At 42.0% G+C, this 17,042-nt stretch carries 22 protein-coding genes; 8 read left to right on the forward strand and 14 right to left on the reverse strand.

Features of this window, described 5'->3' with window-relative positions; translation table 11 throughout:
* Nucleotides 1-38 precede the first annotated feature (38 nt).
* The gene (locus BUB99_RS13630) at nt 39-767 is read left to right on the forward strand and encodes a metallophosphoesterase family protein (RefSeq protein ID WP_073123165.1); all 729 of its coding nucleotides are present in this window, start codon (nt 39-41) and stop codon (nt 765-767) included.
* A 126-nt stretch (nt 768-893) separates the two neighbouring features.
* On the opposite strand, the gene BUB99_RS13635 is transcribed toward BUB99_RS13630, so the two are convergent.
* Genes BUB99_RS13635 through BUB99_RS13675 form a run of 9 tightly spaced genes read right to left on the reverse strand, consistent with a single transcriptional unit; the run spans nt 894 to nt 7,723 of the window.
* Nucleotides 894-1,265 (reverse strand): methylglyoxal synthase, encoded by a 372-nt coding sequence (locus tag BUB99_RS13635; protein ID WP_073123167.1) that lies wholly within the window; start codon nt 1,263-1,265, stop codon nt 894-896.
* Between the two features lie 30 nt (nt 1,266-1,295).
* A complete protein-coding gene (gene pgi / locus BUB99_RS13640) occupies nt 1,296-2,945 on the reverse strand; it encodes a glucose-6-phosphate isomerase (RefSeq protein WP_073123169.1) in 1,650 nt (549 codons plus the stop codon).
* A gap of 38 nt (nt 2,946-2,983) precedes the next feature.
* Entirely contained in the window at nt 2,984-3,643 is a 660-nt protein-coding gene (locus BUB99_RS13645; RefSeq protein WP_073123171.1) for an HAD family hydrolase, read from the reverse strand.
* Complete coding sequence (locus BUB99_RS13650; RefSeq protein WP_073123174.1) at nt 3,640-4,374, reverse strand: hypothetical protein; 735 nt, start codon at nt 4,372-4,374, stop codon at nt 3,640-3,642. The genes BUB99_RS13645 and BUB99_RS13650 overlap by 4 nt, the downstream gene beginning before the upstream one ends.
* 3 nt (nt 4,375-4,377) lie before the next feature.
* On the reverse strand, nt 4,378-5,124 hold the full coding sequence (locus BUB99_RS13655) for an LVIVD repeat-containing protein (RefSeq protein ID WP_139281016.1): 747 nt from the start codon (nt 5,122-5,124) through the stop codon (nt 4,378-4,380).
* Nucleotide 5,125: 1 nt separating this feature from the next.
* Entirely contained in the window at nt 5,126-5,683 is a 558-nt protein-coding gene (locus BUB99_RS13660) for a hypothetical protein (RefSeq protein ID WP_139281017.1), read from the reverse strand.
* 59 nt (nt 5,684-5,742) lie between these two features.
* A complete protein-coding gene (locus BUB99_RS13665; RefSeq protein WP_073123180.1) occupies nt 5,743-5,922 on the reverse strand; it encodes a hypothetical protein in 180 nt (59 codons plus the stop codon).
* Nucleotides 5,919-6,377, reverse strand: a complete 459-nt coding sequence (locus BUB99_RS13670) for a nuclear transport factor 2 family protein (protein WP_073123182.1) — start codon at nt 6,375-6,377, stop codon at nt 5,919-5,921. Before BUB99_RS13670 ends, BUB99_RS13665 begins: the two co-directional genes overlap by 4 nt.
* Nucleotides 6,377-7,723 (reverse strand): NfeD family protein, encoded by a 1,347-nt coding sequence (locus BUB99_RS13675; protein WP_073123184.1) that lies wholly within the window; start codon nt 7,721-7,723, stop codon nt 6,377-6,379. Before BUB99_RS13675 ends, BUB99_RS13670 begins: the two co-directional genes overlap by 1 nt.
* Nucleotides 7,724-7,817: 94 nt before the next feature.
* On the opposite strand from BUB99_RS13675, the gene BUB99_RS13680 reads away from it, so the two are divergent.
* From BUB99_RS13680 to BUB99_RS13690, 3 genes are read left to right on the forward strand one after another with little or no spacing between them, the layout of a single operon-like run.
* Complete coding sequence (locus BUB99_RS13680; RefSeq protein WP_139281018.1) at nt 7,818-8,588, forward strand: hypothetical protein; 771 nt, start codon at nt 7,818-7,820, stop codon at nt 8,586-8,588.
* Nucleotides 8,572-9,855, forward strand: coding sequence for a LysM peptidoglycan-binding domain-containing protein (locus BUB99_RS13685; RefSeq protein ID WP_073123188.1), 1,284 nt, complete (start codon nt 8,572-8,574; stop codon nt 9,853-9,855). The genes BUB99_RS13680 and BUB99_RS13685 overlap by 17 nt, the downstream gene beginning before the upstream one ends.
* Nucleotides 9,856-9,862: 7 nt before the next feature.
* The gene (locus BUB99_RS13690; protein WP_073123190.1) at nt 9,863-10,627 is read left to right on the forward strand and encodes a TIGR02757 family protein; all 765 of its coding nucleotides are present in this window, start codon (nt 9,863-9,865) and stop codon (nt 10,625-10,627) included.
* A 66-nt stretch (nt 10,628-10,693) separates the two neighbouring features.
* Here the strand turns inward: BUB99_RS13690 and pyrE are convergent, their stop codons facing one another.
* Nucleotides 10,694-11,344 carry an orotate phosphoribosyltransferase gene (gene pyrE, locus BUB99_RS13695; RefSeq protein WP_073123192.1) on the reverse strand — a complete coding sequence of 217 codons (651 nt, stop codon included), beginning with the start codon at nt 11,342-11,344 and terminating at the stop codon, nt 10,694-10,696.
* Between the two features lie 92 nt (nt 11,345-11,436).
* Between pyrE and BUB99_RS13700 the strand changes: the two genes are divergently transcribed.
* A complete protein-coding gene (locus tag BUB99_RS13700) occupies nt 11,437-12,120 on the forward strand; it encodes an NUDIX hydrolase (RefSeq protein WP_073123194.1) in 684 nt (227 codons plus the stop codon).
* A 9-nt stretch (nt 12,121-12,129) separates the two neighbouring features.
* Here the strand turns inward: BUB99_RS13700 and coaD are convergent, their stop codons facing one another.
* The 4 genes from coaD to BUB99_RS13720 all read right to left on the reverse strand — a co-directional run bounded on the left by coaD (nt 12,130) and on the right by BUB99_RS13720 (nt 14,642).
* On the reverse strand, nt 12,130-12,588 hold the full coding sequence (gene coaD / locus BUB99_RS13705) for a pantetheine-phosphate adenylyltransferase (protein WP_073123196.1): 459 nt from the start codon (nt 12,586-12,588) through the stop codon (nt 12,130-12,132).
* Nucleotides 12,589-12,599: 11 nt separating this feature from the next.
* The gene (locus BUB99_RS13710; protein ID WP_073123198.1) at nt 12,600-13,487 is read right to left on the reverse strand and encodes a DUF3822 family protein; all 888 of its coding nucleotides are present in this window, start codon (nt 13,485-13,487) and stop codon (nt 12,600-12,602) included.
* Nucleotides 13,488-13,493: 6 nt separating this feature from the next.
* Nucleotides 13,494-14,084 (reverse strand): hypothetical protein, encoded by a 591-nt coding sequence (locus tag BUB99_RS13715; protein ID WP_073123200.1) that lies wholly within the window; start codon nt 14,082-14,084, stop codon nt 13,494-13,496.
* A 66-nt stretch (nt 14,085-14,150) separates the two neighbouring features.
* Nucleotides 14,151-14,642, reverse strand: coding sequence for an NUDIX domain-containing protein (locus tag BUB99_RS13720; protein ID WP_073123203.1), 492 nt, complete (start codon nt 14,640-14,642; stop codon nt 14,151-14,153).
* A gap of 47 nt (nt 14,643-14,689) precedes the next feature.
* Here BUB99_RS13720 and BUB99_RS13725 point away from each other — a divergent pair, with 47 nt between their 5' ends.
* From BUB99_RS13725 to BUB99_RS20425, 3 genes are all read left to right on the forward strand, one after another.
* Nucleotides 14,690-16,087, forward strand: coding sequence for an ATP-dependent DNA helicase (locus BUB99_RS13725; protein ID WP_073123205.1), 1,398 nt, complete (start codon nt 14,690-14,692; stop codon nt 16,085-16,087).
* 181 nt (nt 16,088-16,268) lie between these two features.
* Nucleotides 16,269-16,694 carry a DUF1573 domain-containing protein gene (locus BUB99_RS13730; protein WP_073123207.1) on the forward strand — a complete coding sequence of 142 codons (426 nt, stop codon included), beginning with the start codon at nt 16,269-16,271 and terminating at the stop codon, nt 16,692-16,694.
* 174 nt (nt 16,695-16,868) lie between these two features.
* Nucleotides 16,869-17,042: a hypothetical protein gene (locus BUB99_RS20425; protein WP_170863808.1), complete on the forward strand. Its 174-nt coding sequence runs from the start codon at nt 16,869-16,871 to the stop codon at nt 17,040-17,042.

Raw genomic sequence — 17,042 nt, forward strand, 5'->3', positions numbered from 1 at the left:
CCAAAAAATCATCACCATCCACGCATAATAGCCATACCATGAAAATTGCCTTCTTCTCTGACATACATGCCAACTTACCAGCTCTTGAGGCCTTCTTTGAAGACCTAGATTCTGAAAATCCAGATGCCGTTTATTGTTTGGGGGACTTGGTGGGATACAACGTATGGCCCAATGAAGTCGTACATGAAATACGCAAAAGACGAATAGCCACGATTATGGGCAATCATGATGAAGCACTGTTGAGTTCCGAAATTCTGGAAGATCAGCCCTCAAACCGTGGATTGACTCGCGCATTGACAACCGAAGAGAACAGAAATTACTTGATCAACCTGCCTAGACAGTTCTCTCTGTCTTTTGCAAGAGACAATCACAACTACAACTTTTTATTGGTTCATGGTAGCGTAAAATCCATCAATGACTACATGGTGATTGACTATCCCGAAAAAAAGGTATTGGATATGATGGATCAAAACCAAACAGATGTTCTACTCTGCGGACATACGCATAAACCCTATCACCGAGTGATTGAACATGGGCAGCGGTTCAAGCATGTTGTCAATATCGGGTCAGTAGGCAAACCAAAAGATGGTGACAATAGAGGATGTTACGCAATCATAGAACTGAATGGTACTCCGAAAGCCAATAATCCTAACGCTATTAAAGTCACCTTTCGAAGAATCGAGTACAACGTCGAAAGAGCCGCTACTGCAATAGAAGAAAGTGAATTTGACAACTCCTACGCCGAAGCGCTCAGAGAGGCTAGATAATGTAGAATCTATTTAGTACTAGATACTTCATTAAGTATCTCTATCCATTTTTGTGTAATCAATACAAGACAAACAAAAAAGGCTACTGATCATCGATCAGTAGCCTTTTTTACTTCTGGTTTGCTCTTACTTACTCTTCCCATACAATCCATCCAACAACAACTGTGCTCCTGCAGGGTTGGTTGCCAGTGGGATATTATGCACATCACACAACCTCATCAGCATCTGAATATCCGGCTCATGTGCATGCTTTCCCAGTGGATCACGAAAGAATAGCACTAGATCGAGTTTCTTCTCCGCTACCAGCGTAGCAATCTGCGCATCACCCCCCATTGGGCCAGACAAAAATTTATGCACTTTCAAACCACCCTTTTCGGCATGTGAACCTGTGGTACCTGTAGCGACTAGCTCTGCGCCTACTAATTTATCTTCATTTTCACGTAGAAAACCAACCATTTCGGCTTTCATTCCATCGTGTGCTATCACTGCTATTTTCATTTCTATCTCGTTTAGTAGTTAATCAATAGGCTATCTCCAAGCCTTCCATTGGTTGATCAGTGCATTAGTAGATCCATCATGAGTATCAACAGTCGCATCATCTTGCAATTCTGGCAAGATTGCACCTGCCAATTGCTTTCCGAGTTCTACTCCCCACTGATCGAAACTAAACACGTTCCAGATCACACCTTGTACGAAGATTTTGTGCTCATACATTGCGATCATAGCTCCTAAGTTATAGGGAGTTAATTTCTTAATCAAAATAGAGTTAGTCGGTTGATTCCCTTCGAAAACCTTGAACGGCATCAATGCATCGATCTCTTCTTCGGTTTTACCAGCAGCTAGCAGTTCTGCTACCACTTGCTCCTCTACTTTCCCCTTCATCAACGCTTCGGTCTGCGCAAAGAAGTTAGCCAATAATTTAGGGTGATGATCCCCTACTGGGTTTTGGCTTTGAGCTGTAGCAATGAAGTCTGATGCGATCAACTTCGTCCCTTGGTGAATCAGTTGATAAAACGCATGCTGACCATTGGTCCCAGGTTCTCCCCAGATCACTTGACCAGTTTGTATAGCGATCGGGTCACCGTTTCTGTCTACGAATTTACCATTACTCTCCATATCACCTTGCTGCAAGTAGCTCGCAAATCGGTGCAAGTACTGGTCATAAGGAAGGATTGCATGTGATTCTGCTCCAAAAAAGTTGTTGTACCAAATTCCCAAAAGTGCCAAAATAACAGGCAGGTTTTCTCCGAATGCTGTCTCTCTAAAGTGAATATCCATCGCTTCTGCTCCGTCTAGCAACTCCTTGAAGTTATCAAAACCAATCGTCAAAGCAATAGATGCGCCTATAGATGACCACAGTGAGTATCGACCGCCTACCCAATCCCAAAACTCAAACATATTTTTCGCATCGATACCGAATGCCTCTACAGCAGTTTGGTTGGTAGATAGTGCGATGAAATGCTTCGCAATCTCAGTCTCCGATTTGGCATAGTCCAAAAACCAATCCTTCGCAGATTGTGCATTAGTCATGGTCTCCTGCGTCGTAAAAGTCTTAGAAGCCACGATAAACAGTGTTTCCTCTGGGTTGACTTTCTGCAGGACTTGGTGGATATGAGACCCATCTACGTTCGATACAAAATGGGCTGTAATCCCCTCTACGGTGTAAGGCTTCAATGCTTCGGTGACCATATAAGGCCCCAAATCAGACCCTCCAATCCCGATATTGACAATGGTATTGAGTTTCTTTCCAGAGTAGCCCTTGAGTTCTCCCGCATGAAACTGTTTAGCGAATGCTTCTACTTTCTTTAGCTCCGTTTGGATCAAAGGTCGTACATCTACACCATCCACGAGCAACGGCTCAGTGCTGTTACTTCGAAGTGCTGTGTGCAGGACTGCACGGTTTTCTGTTTCATTGATTTTTTCGCCAGTGAACATCGCTTCTATGGCTTCTTTGAGTTGGCACTCTTCAGCTAACTTCAGCAACGCAGCGATGGTCTTCTCATCAATGATATTTTTGGAGTAATCCACTAAAAATTCTTTCCATTGGATAGAAAACTTAGAGAACCGCTCAGGATCATTGTTGAACATTTCTATGATAGGTTCTTTCGAGATCTCTTCGTACAGATCTTCTAAGTCAGCCCAAGAGTCCGTTTGTGCTGGGTTTACTTTTGGAAACATATTCGTTATACTTTTTGATAAATTATTTTGCCCTTAAATCAGACGAGATCTATAATCTCCTCCAACGAATCAACAACTGTAACTGCCATGTGCAGATCCTGATTGCCAGAGTTAGGATTCTTAAAACCAATAGATGCCATCCCAGCCGCATTGGCTGCCAGAATACCACTATTTGAATCTTCAATCACCAAACATTTGTGGGGATCTACAGCGAGCTTTTGCGCTGCTAATAAAAAAATATCAGGATTGGGTTTTGCCTGTTTCACATCATCACTACTTACATAATCTTGAAAGTAGTTTGAGATGCCAAATTTATCTAAAACCAAACGAATATTATGCCCTGTAGCAGAAGAAGCTACGATCATTTTTTTATTAAGCTTTTCGAGATGACTGAGCAAATAGCGTAATCCATGGAGAGGTTCCATTTCTTCTTCTTGGATGTACATCAGGTACTGCTCGTCGGATGTCTTGGTCAGAGTTTCTACATCATCGTTCAGTGCAAAACGCTCGACAAAATACTTCCATTTGACTGAGGTCTTTCTACCTACAAACTCATCATGCAGCTCTGGTTCTACCCGATACCCTCTATCAAACATCATCTGATCCACGACATAGCGCGAAACAGGTTCACTATCTATGATCACCCCATCCATATCGAATATAACCGCATCGATACCCTCAAAATCTATTTTACTCATTTAGTAAATAACAGCACACCTAATTTTAAATCAAAGGAAATAGGTAATGGATATTTATCAATATTCTCGACCGTATTGATATTAGTCTGCACATCCTCTTCAGTATACACAAAGGCTGGTGTAATATCCTTGTCTACATAATTAAAGTTAACACCTGTCTCAAAGAACATTTTCTGATCAGCAAAAGTCAAGCGATACCCCAGCATGACATAGTAGGTCATGACTGTAGTGCGATAGTCCTCTGTCACATTTCTATAATAGTATCGACCTGCCCCCTCATGAATAGACACCACGTAGGACGCACTATAATCTGACTGTAAATAAGAATACCCCGTTCCAAAGAAAGGTTTGTGTTTTCCTGTCAAGGCATAATATTTAAACTCACCAAAAGCCTTAAACCCTTGCTCATGATCTATAACATCATTGTCCCCTATATCTGAAAAAAATCTCACAATAGGAATCTCTATCTCGCCAGTTCGTCTATCCTCCATGGTCGCCCACATTTCTGACCCCATCAATGGACCTCCACCCACTTCGATACAAATTTGATCTTTGAACAAGGCATGTGCAGAAAATAACACGGCTGGATAGTTGCTAAATATAGGTGCAAAATTGACTCCTATACCAGCATTAAAATCTTGAACATTATAATCCTGTGCTTGCACTGCTGTGCCACTGACACCTATCAATAAAGCAATAGCAAGAATGATCTTATTTAGTTTGGTTGGCATAGCTTAGTAGTTTATTTTGCTCAAAACACTCAATGTCCCATCAGTACCTACCTTAGCCTGTACCAATCCAGTACGGGTAGTAATGATAAGGTTTTCTCCATCTCTGATAAAGTCAATCGCTGTGATCTCATCATAAGACACCACCTCTGTCACGGCAGTTACATCTGTAATATCAAAGACTTTCATCCCGTTCAATCCCTGTCCCACATAGAGATAGTTGTCAAACAGCACCAAACCATAAGGAGAAGCCACATCATAGGAAGCCGTCAAACTAGGCGCTGATATATCTGACAGGTTGATAATATCCAACACGTCACTACCTCCCCCACAGGTATTTGAACTACGGAGCGTGGAATATGCATAGCTACCATCAGACACGACAGGATCACATGCAGTGATATGATCATACGAAGACACATAGCTCGGTTGATTCACATTCGTGATATCGTAGAACAAAACACCCGAAGTAGTCCCTAGGTAAAGTATATCTCCTAACCGGAACAACGTTTCTACTTCTCTATCGACATAGACCTTTGACAACTGGCTCAGTTGCTCAAAATCTGTCACATCATAGATAGACAAAGAGTTCTCCTCTACCACATAAAGGTATTTACTATCGATTTGAAATTTAGCAATCGATCCACTCGTAGAAGTGCCTTGATTATCAAACTCAAAGGCAGATTCACCATCCTCACATGACCACAAGGCAAATGCGAGAACTATCGTTAATATTAAGTTTAGTTTCTTCATCTTAGTAGTAGCATTGAGGGTCTAGTATAGTTTGTTTCTCCCATCCGATCACAGTTCCTTTTTCATCATCCACGCACTCGAAGTAAAACCCTGGCAATGGAGGCAAGTCACCAGTCACACCAATATCAAACATACCGACACTACGTCTAACATCCAGACTACCGTCTGACATGATCTTGATTGCTAATAGATCAAAACCTGAATCAGCATACACCACATTATCCTTGACGGCTATGTTGTTGTTTTTAGGGATATTGAAAAAGCCAGATTTGACGGGGCTACTTGGCGTGGAGTTGTCAATTATATGAAAGCCACGGCTCGCCTCGGAGATAAAAATATAATCTGCGTATTTATATATTTTACCCGGGTTGATAAATTCCTGCGCTTCGGTAATCTCTACTTCGGTAGATTCATCTAACGAATAGATCGGCACGTATGCTTCGATGTAGCCATTGTTAAAAACAGGCACATCATCATCCACACAGGCAAACATTACAGCAGCCAACGACACAGTATATATAAATGAGTGCCACCTGCTTAGTCTAGTAGTTGTTTTCATAGTTGGTTCATTTTTTATTAAAGTTAAGCATTATCAATACATAATTACCCACACTAGTACTAGTGATTTTTTAGTCGTTTGAGGTAATAATGCACCCCGTAAGCAGCTGCCCATACCCCTAGTGCGATTAGGGAATATTCCAGTTGCTGGGTTTTGGATCGTAAACTCACATAAAAAGCCCATATCGCTACTGCAAACATGATCCAATACACTACCGTCAACACTTTGATCTTATTCATCTCTTCTCTCTTGCTAAAATTTCCAAATAGGATTTAATATTCTCATTCGACACGAGTACGGCCAGATTATATTGATTGATCTGCCATTGTGCTCCGTCATGCATCAGAACTCCAGAGCCTCGACACGGCCCCATCCATGTCTCGAGGACTTCCTCGAACCAAGCCATTTTTTGATCCTGACTCAGAAAAACTTTCCTTCTCTTCGGGTGAAAATCCCAAGTATTTTTTTGCGCAAAATAAGGTTCGCAGAAAGTCTGAAACTCCCCTTTTGTCCAGACTTCTGACTCATCCGTCCCCAGATAATAACCATCCTCAGCGATCACATCAAAGTAGCTTTCATAATCAGCATTAGCGGCTGCCTGATGCCAATCATCCATCAGCTGATTAATTTCAGCCTCTTGCGCTCGTATCTGCAATGAGGCAATCAACAAAACAACGACTAAAACTCTCTTCATTATGCTTTCATTTTCACTTTCAAGGAATTCCCTTCCTGGCCAATCACGACGATGGCACTATCCTTATCTATGTACTCTCCTCTACTGTATGCGTCATGGATTTCTTCATCGATCATCACTTTACCACTCGGACGCAGGACAGTATAAGCCACACCTTCTTTACCGAGGAAAGATTCCTTTTTGAAGTTAGACGAATAGCCTTGTTTGGCATCCATGACCATGGGCAATGATACGCGCTTAAACATCTGAGAATCTATCAACCGAACACCCCCCACAAACATCAAGATAAATGCGCCGATCAGTCCCAAAAATGTCGTCAAAGCAGCAGTAGCGATAGTATCCGCTGGCACGAAAGAGAAATCAAACAGGTCATTGTTAATCATCACCAGTATCAACGCACCCGTAGACAAGAAAATTCCCGCAATCCCCGCAACCCCAAAACCAGGGATCACAAATATCTCCAGACCGATCAATACGATTCCTATAAAGAACAACGCCAACTCCCAGTACTCCGCGAGACCGTTCATATAGTATGGAATGAAGTAGAGTACCAGCGCCACTAATGCAGCCAAAATCGGAAAACCTACTCCCGGAGACTGTAGCTCAAAATAGATTCCGCCCAGTATGATCAGTATAAGAATGCCACTCACGAAAGGATTGATAAACACTGCTATAATTTTCTCCGATAATCCCAATTCAAACTCATATAGCTCATAGTCTGCTACGCCTGATCTTTCCATGATTTGGCCCAGATCATCTACCTGTGCCTCACAAAAACCGTGTTTAATTGCCTCTGAGGTCGAAAAAGTAATCACCTTGCCAGTAGCGGATATTCCATCCACCTCTATCGTCTCATCGACCATCGCCTCAGCAATCTGTGGGTTTCGACCTGTAGCCTCTGCAGTAGAACGCATGATAGAGCGCATATACGACTGATATTTGTCTGGCGCAGCAGAACCATCCTGCGTCACCACAGTGGCTGCTCCTATCGAAGCACCCTTTGCCATGAATATGCTATCACATGCTATCGAAATCAGCGCACCCGCCGAGGCGGCATCCTTGTTGATATAGACATACACGGGTTTTTCGAACTCCAAAACACGTGTACGAATATCATCTGCATCATTGAGTGCTCCGCCATAAGTATCCATTTCTATGACAACTATGTCAGCACCCACTTCGAGCGCTTTGTCTAGTGCTTGTTCAGTATAGCGATTGGTTCGGGGATCTATCTCCGCGTCCAGTTTCATCAAGAACACTAAGGTGCTGTCGGTTTGTGTCCACCCCATGAGAGACATACACAGAAGACCAACGAAACAGAGGAAAAAATATAGTTTAGATTTCATTCAGACAGAATTGTAAATTAGAATCTTAGTTACTGGCAATTATATGGATTTCTATCCTAATTTGTGTTTTAAACCTCTAGCAACCGTACATAATTTGTCTACCGAATCACCACTCAGCCACCTAGAACTCACCACCGCTGGCCCCATTCTCTACATGCTCCCTGACCCCAGCGGCCAGTACTTGACTTTAGAGTATCTTGACGATGACATTCCTGCCTTCTATCTGGTCAATCTAACGACACAGGAAATCACAAAAGAGTTGTCTCTAGGTAATGATTATCAAAATGTAGTGCTAAAATCATTCTCAAATGAATATGTTCTAACCCAGCGATTTTCGGATCAGAACAACCCCAACTCAGTAGAGATTTTCAGTTTTAGATGGGGAGACCCAAACCCAACCTTTGCACAGATTGACTCTCAAATATTGGATCATGGAGCAGGCTGGATCAAAACCCCTCACCCACACTTTCAGGGCAAGACCGTGCTGATGGATGTATTGACTGGTGAGGTTTTGTCACAAGTCGATGACAAGAATAAAACAACTGAAACTCGCTACCCAACAGCCTACTCCGATCAATCCAGTTATTTCACCTGGTTTGAAAAATTATTAAACCAGCAAGATTTGATGCCTGTCAAGTCCTGTGAATTCTTGAAAGAACAAAAAAGACTTATTGTTTCTTATTATGTCATCGAAAACAAAAAAGTATCCAACTACTTATCCATCTTTGATGAACAGGGACAACATTTGGAGAAGTTTTTGTTAGCTGATGGTCTCAAAGGAATCGGTAAAGACACCTTCTTCGTTTGTAATAATCAACTCATTTTTGTCACAGGTAAATCCACATTGAATGTCATTCATCTATAAGTCACTATTCATTTTCATCTTGACAATTCCCGCTCTCTATCAGACACATGGGCATACGCTGGACAGTCTGCGTATGGAAAAGATCAATGGAAAGCGTTTCATCATACACCGAGCAGAACCACAAGAGACTCTCTATGCCATCTCACGACACTACAATGTCACTGTTGACGAGATAAAAGAGTATAACCCCTCCCTCAGTGATGGATTAAAAATGTATACTGAGCTAAAAATCCCTTACAACAAAACGACGCAAAAGATAGATCAATCCTTTCCTAAAACTCATCAATTCAACTCAGACCAATCCCAAACACATATCGTAGCACAAGGAGAAACTCTCTTTGCTATCTCTAGGTTATATAACATATCAGTAGACTCACTCAAAGCCTACAACCATCTCTACACCAATAGTCTTAGCGTCGGAGACACCCTCGTTTTAGGTCAAGAACAAAAAACTGCACCCAGTCCAGCTACACAAAAACAATCGTCTACACCTCTCACTGGATCGCGCTACCATGTAGTACAGCCTTCCGAAACCTTGTTTGGGATATCCCGAACCTATGACATCAGTGTAGATTCACTGCGTAGCTACAACCAGCTCATGTCCAACAGTCTCAGTATTGGAGATACGCTAGATTTAGGTATGCAACCCCGCCCCAACCTCACGACTCCAACATCACCTCACGAGTCAGCTGAGCCCATAGACAGCTCCCTCTACCACTTCGTCCAGCCATCAGAGACATTGTTCAGAATATCCAAGACATACGACGTAGACCTAGACACCTTGGTGGCTTGGAATCACCTAGAATCTTATAATCTCGACATTGGTCAAAAACTAATCATATCGGAAAGAGCCCCTTCCATGACCCAAGAAGAAGTCAAAGAAGAAGAAACCAAACTGAAACCTAAAAAGAAAAAACAACCACTCGATACGATCTTCGTCAAGACAGACAACGCCCCCATCAAAACAAAAGCAAGTGTAAACAGCGATGGGAAAGTCGAAATCCAACAAGAAGGGTTCGCGATGGAAATACAAGACACCGACCATACCACTAAATATCTCGCACTACATAGAGATGCTGCCCCAGGTACCAAAATACGTGTAACCAACCAAATGAATGGCAACACAGTAGTAGTACGAGTCGTCGGTATCCTTCCAGAGACTGGACTCAACAAAAATGTAATGATTCGTATCTCTCATGCGGCTTTCGAGGGATTAGGAGGTATAGACATCAAAGTTCCCGTCAAGTCGAAGTACGTAGAGCAATAGCAGGACAATGATAGATCAACGTTTGATTGATTTTTTGGATGAAAAAGTGACGCTCTACAACCGCCCTGACTTCATCGCCGAAGATCCAATTTGTATCCCTCATGCTTTTCAAAAGCAGCAGGATATAGAAATCGCAGGACTATTTGCCGCGACTCTAGCTTGGGGATTGCGAAAAACCATTATCAACAAATGCCGAGAACTATTGGCCATGATGGACAATACACCTCATGATTTTGTACTGAACCACTCAGAAGATGATCTAAAGCCTCTTCTGAACTTCAAGCACCGAACCTTCAACGCAACTGATACTTTATATTTCATCGCTTTTCTGAAGCATCACTACCAGCGACATGAATCGCTCGAAACGGCCTTCATCTCACCAACAGGCAATACGACCAAAGATGCTTTGACGCACTATCACGACTACTTCTTCAGTCTAGATTTTGCGCCAGACCGTACCAAAAAGCATGTGTCTACCCCTCAGCGAAAATCAGCCTGCAAACGCATCAACATGTTTCTAAGGTGGATGGTGAGGCAAGATAACCTCGGCGTAGATTTCGGGATTTGGAACACGCTACAACCCTCACAACTCATCTGCCCACTAGATGTGCATGTACAGCGAACGGCTCTCAAACTCAACCTACTCTCTCGCACACAAAGCGACTGGCAAGCCGCCGAACAACTGACTCAGCAACTTCGACTCATGGATTTGAAAGACCCTGTCAAATATGACTTTGCACTGTTCGGACTAGGTGTGATTGAGAAGTTTTAAAAAGTGACCAAACAAAAAAGGTCTCGACCAAATCGAGACCTTCCTATTCCTTCAAAAAATCAACCCTTAAGCATTCCAGTTAGCAGGATCTTTCCTCCATGCCTCCAAAGATGCTTTGGCTTCTTCTTCTATGTAATTTTCTTGTTTTGCAATATCAAGTAGTACATCATAGCCTGATAGCGTAAAATAATCCACCTCCGCTTCACTCAAGTTCTTATCTGCATCAGGGAATCCATAGGTAAATATCGCTCCTAGTCCAAGCACCTTCATATTCGCCTCTCTGAGCGCCTCTATCGCTCGGATAGAACTACCACCTGTAGAGATCAAATCCTCTATCACTACTACATTTTTACCTTCCTGAATCCGCCCTTCGATTCTATTGGTCATCCCATGGGACTTGGCTTTGTCGCGCACATAGATGAATGGTAGATTCATCGCCTCTGCGATGATAGCACCCTGAGGTATCCCCGCAGTAGCCACACCAGCGATAACTTCCGCTTCTGGGTATCTCAATTTGATATCCTGTACGAAAGCATTTTTGATCATCGTACGCAGATCTGGATAAGACAGTGTCATACGGTTGTCACAGTAGATGGGTGAGTTCCATCCCGAACTCCATTTGAAAGGCTCGTTCGGACTTAGTTTGATGGCTTTAATGCGTAGCAACTCTGATGCGATTCTCGATCGAAGCGCGACGTTATTTCCTTGATTACTCATGATGCGAAATTAGCAATTTTATAATCCATTTTGATAATTATATTCTCTAGACTTTTCTATTATTGTGCAACTAGTACTTTTTATTATTTTCTATGAAAATCTACATCAATGATATTCCAGTGCGCATTCGTGACGCGAGGAGAAAGGACATCAAGGAATATGATCTGAAACTGATAGATACCGAAAATATCATCCCGCTGGCAAAACTCAAAGGTCATGTTCTGATCCAAAACAAGAGTGACAGTGCGATCGATAAGTTGCTCAAAATCATGACGAACAAAAAGCATCACAAGCTAAAGAGTGTAGAAATAGTAGTCAAGAATAAACTCAAAGCCCAAGAGTATCTCATCTCTCACTTTAACCTTGTAGAAGCAGCTGGAGGGATTGTTGAAAAAGACGACAAAATACTCCTCATCCATAGAAACAACCTTTGGGACATCCCAAAAGGGAAACTAGAAAAAAAAGAGACAAAGAAAGACGGAGCAGAACGTGAAGTAGAGGAAGAAACGGGCGCAAAAGTTAAAATCATAGAAAAAATCTGTGCTACATGGCACACCTACCTCATGAATCACAAATATGTGATCAAAAAAACCCATTGGTATCGCATGGAATGTCTAGATGACAGCAATATCAAGCCACAGAAAGAAGAGAATATTGACAAAGCACTATTTATGACTAATTCAGAGGTAGATATAGCCATGTATCACTCCTACCGCACGATCGAGCAAGTCGTCAAAAAATATCGTGAGATTATCTCTAAGAATGTCGAAGTGTAACCTCAAAAATCACAAATCATAAGGAACAAAAGGACTAATATCCCCCTCGTACTTATGTACTTCGCGAATGATGGTAGAGCTAATATGAGCGTACTCTGGCGAGGTGATCAAAAAGACAGTCTCCAGAGATGCGTTTAGGTAACGATTAACCTGCGAGATACTATTCTCATATTCGAAATCCGTCGTATTGCGTAATCCCCTAAGCAGATACCGTGCACCATGTTTTTTGGCTAGGGAAGCTGTGAGTTCATTATAAGTTATGACTTTAACTTTGTCTGTATCTGCAAAAACAGACTCAATTCGCTCGATCATGAAATCGATTTCAAAGTAACGTTGCTTTTTAGAATTATGCCCGATAGCAACGATTACCTCATCAAAGAGCCCCATCGCCCGACGAATAATATCCTCATGTCCTCTTGTAAAGGGGTCAAATGAACCTGGAAATAAAGCGATTTTCTTGTCAGCCATGCTCTGAGACTTTAGTCGCAAAGATGCATACTGAACAGATCGATATGATGATGATCTGGAATCTCATCAAACATGTAATTGAACTTTAGGAAAGATGGTTTCTTGCCTAAGGAAACGTTGCGAATATACTTGCGCAACAGCACGAGCGATTCTCCCTTCTCAGAAAGCGTGCCCCAGAAAACTACAGGCTGTGTACGTTGATCGAGATTAAACTCTTTGAACACCAGCATGACATACTTTAATAGTTCTTGGCTCGACTTGATAGAGAACTGGTTGTAGTAGTGTAGTTGATTATCTTGAGAAACAAATACATGTAGTACGTTTCTATCAAGAATGCAATAGACACCCTTACCCTCTTGCGCTCTCTGTCCCAATACTGCTTCTATCAGCGCACTACCTTGATGTAGTATAGTGATTTCTTTAGCTGGGTATAGGGATTGTATCCAGTTGACCAAACGCTTGTCTGACGCAAATGCGTTGACAACATTGGACGATTTGTGTTGGTAGTAATATTGCCCTTCTACATTAGGATTGACCACACAGTTCAGCTTCAGGTATTCACTGATAGACTCAGGAATAAAATGAGAAGTTGGTACCAACGAAAATTTATGACTTTTGAGAGATAGCTTTATCGAATCCCAAAAACCTGCTTTGAGCAGGTGATGATTCTCAAACAAGCTCGCCAGCACTTTGAGTCGTGCATTGACGGTTTTGATATCCAACAACGAAAAGTCCTCTACCAACAGGCAAGAGTTATCCTTAGTGTCTGTGACACATATCTGAATATCTCTAATACCTATTTGCAGTAAAAGACAATAGTCGTGTAGTTTGTCTACATCGAACCTATTGTCTTTGACTCTTGATATTAGTTTGTATGACGTGGATTTTGCTGTCTCCAAAGTTGATTACTCCCAGTTACCTGCGGTTGTTATATTAGTTCTTGATCCGAATCTCAATGGCTTTCTTGTTCTAGCCTCATTCTTTTCGTTTCTTGCTGGGTTAGTCGGTGCAGTATCCCATACTTCAACTACATCTACTTTTACACCACCTTTTTCGATTTCGTCTGCCCACATACCAAACTCGGCATCTTTAGTACCTGGTATCTTAGATAAGGTTTCAAGATTAAATTTCGGGTACTTTTTAGCAGAGAAAAGAGAATCTTTAACCGAGACAGTTCCTAAAGTATCTAATTCTACGTAAACACTATCCGCACCATAGTCTAGGGTAATTATATGCTCGATTTTACTGATCAAATAGAACTCACCTGAATCGACAAAGCTTTTCAACTTACCCCAATCACTCGTGTAATTACCATTGACAGTTTGATAAGCGATCTGTGCCTCTCTAATCATAGACAATTTATTGATCACTCTATTCTCCATATTTTCTATTCTCTCCGTCTCAGTGATAGAAGTATATATGCTGCTTCCTAGGTAATATGCGATACCCAATGCGATGACAAGAAAGACGACTGATATGATTTTAGTTTTCTCCATTCGTAGTTCAATTTTTTGCAAGTATAAATATTTTTATAGTAATTCTGGTTTTAACCAAATGCTATTTTAGATATTCTTTTCAAATTTAAAAAATCCTCGAATAGCAAATAATTCGTCCATGTTTCGAAGCTTCTGAAACACAGGATGAAAGCAATCCAAATTATGATTTTGTATCTCTGAAACAGACCAAAAACGATAGTTTTGTAAGATTTGCTTCTCTGCCATTTCAGGATCACGACCAATTATAGGCTCTCCTATGAGCTGATCTATTTCGAAGAACAACTCGATAGCGTGCAAGGTATCATGCCTAAACTCATTCATAAACAAAAATGCTCCTGGCACTATATCAACTCCCAACTCCTCGCGAAACTCCTGAACCAATACATCCTCTAATCCCACCCCAAAATCAACCCCGCCACCTGGTGGCAACCATAGTTCATTCGCTGAGTTAAGACCACTATGATTTAGAAGTAAGATACTATCCCCCTCCCTGTACAACCCCATGACACGTACGCGCACTTTGTTTCCAAAAATACTTTTAATTTCCTCACTGCACATAGTAGACGATACTTATCATTGTGTTTACAAAACATAAACCTATCGAATTGCCCTTACCCTCCGAAATATTAAAGAACAAATTTGAGCACGAACCTACCGCCAGTCAAGCCGCTATGTTCTTGCAGTTCGATCAATTCATTGCCTCTCGTGAGGAAAAACCTACTTTTGTACTCCAAGGCTATGCAGGAACTGGAAAAACAACCACCGTCGGTGCATTAGTCAAAACCCTACCGCTGTTCAATTACAAATTTGTTCTTCTAGCACCAACAGGTCGAGCAGCTAAGGTGATCAGCCAGTATTCCAAACGAACGGCCTTTACCATCCACAAGCGTATCTATAAAACCAAAACAGACAAGGAGGATTTAGGGCCTGTCTTTAGCAAGACCAAAAACTACCAAAGCAATACGGTGTTCATTGTAGACGAAGCATCTATGATCAGTGCCGAATCAGACTATCAATCGGGTAGTCTGTTGAGCGATTTGATAGATTATGTTTTTGAGACACAAAACAACAAACTCATCTTGATTGGTGATACAGCACAGCTCCCGCCTGTGCATCAGTCCAAGAGTCTCGCACTGGACACGAGCTATCTTAGTGAGGTTTTTAATCTAAACGTATATGGTAGCACCTTGACTGAGATCACTCGCCAAGCCGCAGATAGCGGCATATTAGTCAATGCCACTTCTCTAAGAAATGCTCTCGGAACTAAGAGTCAAACACTCTCTTTACAAACCAAGTCCCATACGGATATCTACCGCATGACTTCCGAAAAACTAGAAGATGGTCTGCGCTACGCTCATGACAAATACGGAATAGAAAACACACTCGTCATTTGTCGATCCAACAAGAACGCTGTGATGTACAACCATTACATCCGAAACCAACTCCTCTACAGAGAGGGAGAACTCGAAGCAGGCGACCTACTCATGATCGCGCGAAATAATTACAGCTTTGCGACGGACGAAGTGCCCTCAGGTTTTCTGGCCAATGGTGACTTCATGGAGGTTCTCAAAATTAAGCGTGATGAAGAGCTACATGGCCTACGCTTCGCAGACCTAGAGATACAGCTTGTAGACTACCCAGATGTCAAACCCTTTGAAGTTAAGGTACTGCTAGAAGGCCTACATAGCTACAGCCCTTCTATGTCTCGGGAAGACAACCAGGCTCTCTACCGAAGTGTCCTCGCAGATTATGCAGATCTCCCTAGAGCGAAGCAAAAAGAAGCCATGAAGCAAGATCCTTATCTCAATGCACTACAAGTCAAATATGCTTATGCGCTCACTTGTCACAAGTCACAAGGTGGGCAGTGGGATGCGGTATTCGTGGATCAGGGTTATCTCGGTGAGGAATACGATGCAACGGATTTTATTCGATGGGCCTACACCGCCATGACTCGTGCTAAGACAGAATTGTTCTTGGTCAACTTTGACAAGAAGTTCTTTTAACGTCGAACGACGCATTTGTTAAGGAGGGTTAACATTTTTTCACATCTCTAATAAAGAGATTTATTGACCAATCAAAAGGATAATTGGACAGAAATTGCTTCTTTCGTAGATACAATTGAAATATTGACAGACAACGGACGAGTTTATTTCTCGTTTGTATTCGAACAAAAAATCTAATAAAATGAAAAGAAGCATATTCATACTCGCGTTGGTGCTCAGTACTATGACTACATGGGCTCAGGAAGGTGCAGAAGTAATCCCTGCAGGACCACACATCAGTTTCATCACCTCATCATATGATTTTGGGGACATCACACAAGGGGACAAAGTGAACTACACGTTTGAGTTCACTAATGATGGCAATCAACCCCTACTCCTATCGAACGTCCAAACGACCTGCGGATGTACTGCCTCTAGCTGGCCAAGAGAAGCCATCGCTCCAGGAGAATCTAGCAAAATAGATGTAACGTTCAACAGCCGTGGTAAAATCGGTCACCAAAACAAAGTGATTACCATTACAAGCAACGCCAGTAACAATCCTGAGCGTGTAAAGATCGTTACCAACGTCCTCCCACCAGCTCCTATATCAGAAGAAGGAGATTCTTAATCTCTACACCAAAATTTCGCTAAAACGGCTATTTGATGATCTCTCAAGATCATCAAATAGCCGTTTTTTATTTAATCCACACTCAAGATAAAGCTTCTATTACAGAATACCCCCTGTGAAGCGATCTTCACAGGGGGTAAAATTATACATCTATTTTATCCCTTTTTGGGATGAATGAATCAAGAAGCAGATCAGATAGAAGAGGTGAAAAATTCCTTTGCGATCTTTCAGGACAAACGTGGTGTACCTCGCTCCTACCAGATCCAGTCTCGCATAGCGACACATCGTCAAGGACTGATAAGATACCCACACCAGCCAACAGGTTACTCCAAGTTACCTGTTGGCTAA

Source organism: Reichenbachiella agariperforans (assembly GCF_900142205.1).
In the GTDB taxonomy this organism is placed as follows: domain Bacteria; phylum Bacteroidota; class Bacteroidia; order Cytophagales; family Cyclobacteriaceae; genus Reichenbachiella; species Reichenbachiella agariperforans.

What these genes read in the sequence shown, in the direction of transcription:
- BUB99_RS13730 (WP_073123207.1), top strand. Translation starts at nt 16,269, where the DNA reads ATGAAAAGAAGCATATTCATACTCGCGTTGGTGCTCAGTACTATGACT.
- BUB99_RS13670 (WP_073123182.1), bottom strand. Translation starts at nt 6,377, where the DNA reads ATGAAGAGAGTTTTAGTCGTTGTTTTGTTGATTGCCTCATTGCAGATA.
- BUB99_RS13650 (WP_073123174.1), bottom strand. Translation starts at nt 4,374, where the DNA reads ATGCCAACCAAACTAAATAAGATCATTCTTGCTATTGCTTTATTGATA.
- BUB99_RS13690 (WP_073123190.1), top strand. Translation starts at nt 9,863, where the DNA reads ATGATAGATCAACGTTTGATTGATTTTTTGGATGAAAAAGTGACGCTC.
- coaD (WP_073123196.1), bottom strand. Translation starts at nt 12,588, where the DNA reads ATGGCTGACAAGAAAATCGCTTTATTTCCAGGTTCATTTGACCCCTTT.
- BUB99_RS13715 (WP_073123200.1), bottom strand. Translation starts at nt 14,084, where the DNA reads ATGGAGAAAACTAAAATCATATCAGTCGTCTTTCTTGTCATCGCATTG.
- BUB99_RS13700 (WP_073123194.1), top strand. Translation starts at nt 11,437, where the DNA reads ATGAAAATCTACATCAATGATATTCCAGTGCGCATTCGTGACGCGAGG.
- BUB99_RS13665 (WP_073123180.1), bottom strand. Translation starts at nt 5,922, where the DNA reads ATGAATAAGATCAAAGTGTTGACGGTAGTGTATTGGATCATGTTTGCA.
- BUB99_RS13660 (WP_139281017.1), bottom strand. Translation starts at nt 5,683, where the DNA reads ATGAAAACAACTACTAGACTAAGCAGGTGGCACTCATTTATATATACT.
- BUB99_RS20425 (WP_170863808.1), top strand. Translation starts at nt 16,869, where the DNA reads ATGAATCAAGAAGCAGATCAGATAGAAGAGGTGAAAAATTCCTTTGCG.
- pyrE (WP_073123192.1), bottom strand. Translation starts at nt 11,344, where the DNA reads ATGAGTAATCAAGGAAATAACGTCGCGCTTCGATCGAGAATCGCATCA.
- BUB99_RS13645 (WP_073123171.1), bottom strand. Translation starts at nt 3,643, where the DNA reads ATGAGTAAAATAGATTTTGAGGGTATCGATGCGGTTATATTCGATATG.
- BUB99_RS13635 (WP_073123167.1), bottom strand. Translation starts at nt 1,265, where the DNA reads ATGAAAATAGCAGTGATAGCACACGATGGAATGAAAGCCGAAATGGTT.
- BUB99_RS13675 (WP_073123184.1), bottom strand. Translation starts at nt 7,723, where the DNA reads ATGAAATCTAAACTATATTTTTTCCTCTGTTTCGTTGGTCTTCTGTGT.
- BUB99_RS13720 (WP_073123203.1), bottom strand. Translation starts at nt 14,642, where the DNA reads ATGTGCAGTGAGGAAATTAAAAGTATTTTTGGAAACAAAGTGCGCGTA.
- BUB99_RS13655 (WP_139281016.1), bottom strand. Translation starts at nt 5,124, where the DNA reads ATGAAGAAACTAAACTTAATATTAACGATAGTTCTCGCATTTGCCTTG.
- BUB99_RS13630 (WP_073123165.1), top strand. Translation starts at nt 39, where the DNA reads ATGAAAATTGCCTTCTTCTCTGACATACATGCCAACTTACCAGCTCTT.
- pgi (WP_073123169.1), bottom strand. Translation starts at nt 2,945, where the DNA reads ATGTTTCCAAAAGTAAACCCAGCACAAACGGACTCTTGGGCTGACTTA.
- BUB99_RS13685 (WP_073123188.1), top strand. Translation starts at nt 8,572, where the DNA reads ATGTCATTCATCTATAAGTCACTATTCATTTTCATCTTGACAATTCCC.